We start from the raw sequence: 1741 nt of genomic DNA on the forward strand, positions 1-1741 counted from the left end.
CCTCCGCACCCGTGCTTCCACCCGTCAGCGCACCAATCGCTGCGCCTCCTAGTGTGTCTGCCAGTAATTGCCCTACGCCACCAAATTTATCGCCTACTTGGTTTAAATAGGGTGCTGCTAGCGATGAGGTGCCTGCTCCTACTGCGCCTTGTGCATCACCTGTTAAGAGTGCTCCTACCCCTGCGTGGAGCGCAGCTCGCCCTAATCCGCCTTCCTTCCATGTGTTGTACTCTGTTTGATGGTCGGATAGGTATTGGTCTGCAAGGACGATTTGTTGTTGCAGTTGGGCAATTTGCTCAGGGTTTTGCGCGTCTTTTAATTGCTCTTGTAAATTTGCTTTAGCGATTTGAACGCGCTCGTAGTTCTGTATATTGCCCAGTTTATCTGCTGTCCATGCAACAGTTTGAGCGGCAACGGGGGCAAATTGTTGTGAGACATTGCGCTGCAAATCCAGCTCGCTTTGCACTTTGTCCGCATCAAATCGGTTTTTCAGGCTGCCTGATTGTTGGCCGGCATCCTCGGTGCGGATGTCGGTGTACGCCAGTTGCGCGGCTTTGTCTGTGCCGTAGCCTGTTTTGGCGAGCTGTCCTGCCTCATCGGTGAGGATGATGTTGCGGGTGTTGATGCCGCTTTTTGTGATGTTGCTTTGACTGTCGCTGTCGCTGCCGTAACCTACTGATGAACTTGCGCCGTTTTTATCGGCTACGCTTGTCAGGTGTTTGTCTTGAGGCTTATTTTGTGCGCTCTGCCCCAGTGTTTCGCCGCTTACGGCAATGCTGGCACCCAATCCAAAACTTTTGCCTTCGTATCGGCTGTGGTTTTGAATGTCGCTATGGGTGAGGGTGGCCGTCTGAAAGCGGTTTTTGCCTTCGTCTTCTGCGCTTTGGCTAGACGTGATGATGCCGCCTTTGAGGTCTGTATGGTTTCCGACCTTGATTTGATAGCCGTCTTCTCCGGCATAAATACCGCTTTGCTCGGTTACCGAAGCATGGTCGGCTCGGATTTTGCTTTGGCTGTAATCGCCACTGGCACTGAAGCCATAACCTACGGTAACTTGTGCACTGGCGTTTTGTTGTTTGCTTTGATAGGTTTCAGTATCTTGAACACTTTCTATATGCAGGTTGCGCGTATCTGCCTGTACGCCTTTGCCGATAAGCTGCGCACCTTTGATGGTGGTGGTGCCGCTTTGGATAAGGGTTTGGCTGCCTTTGTCGCCAATATGGCTATGGCGCTGGGTTACACTATCGCCATTGCCGTAGCCTTTGCCGACATTGCCGCCTGCGGTAAAGCCTAATGACCAGCCCCCTTGTCCGAATGATACGGCAGCACCTGCGTTCCAGCCTGCTGATTTGTTTTGGCTGCATTCGGTGTTGCTTTGTTCGGCGGATTGCAGATGGATTTGCTTATCGGCAATCAGGCCGGTTCCTGCTTTACCTGAAACATCTGAGCCCGTGATGTTGATATTGGATTGTTCGCCTGCACCTTGTCATACAGGCTGGTTACGCTGGCTTTAAGCTTGTTTCATTTGTTCTTCGTAAATTTCTATTTTAGGCAATTGTGTCAGTTCAATAGGGCAAGTTGCTCCCCACCAAAAATGCTCTACATAAAACCAAGGATTATCTGGAAAATATAGCAACATCTCTTCCATATCTGGCCAAATTCTTCTTAATTCATCTACCTGTGTTTTTGGCGAACCAGTTAATATTTTTGGAGGATTTTCACGATAATCGCATAATTCAAT

The 1741-nt window shown here is 49.7% G+C and carries 2 pseudogenes; both read right to left on the reverse strand.

Features of this window, described 5'->3' with window-relative positions:
* Positions 1-1483 (reverse strand): annotated as a pseudogene (locus ACTHUM_RS13130) (hemagglutinin repeat-containing protein); the annotation flags it as partial.
* A gap of 27 nt (positions 1484-1510) precedes the next feature.
* Positions 1511-1741 (reverse strand): annotated as a pseudogene (locus ACTHUM_RS13135) (DUF596 domain-containing protein); the annotation flags it as partial.

This window comes from Neisseria sp. P0021.S006, from assembly GCF_051956895.1.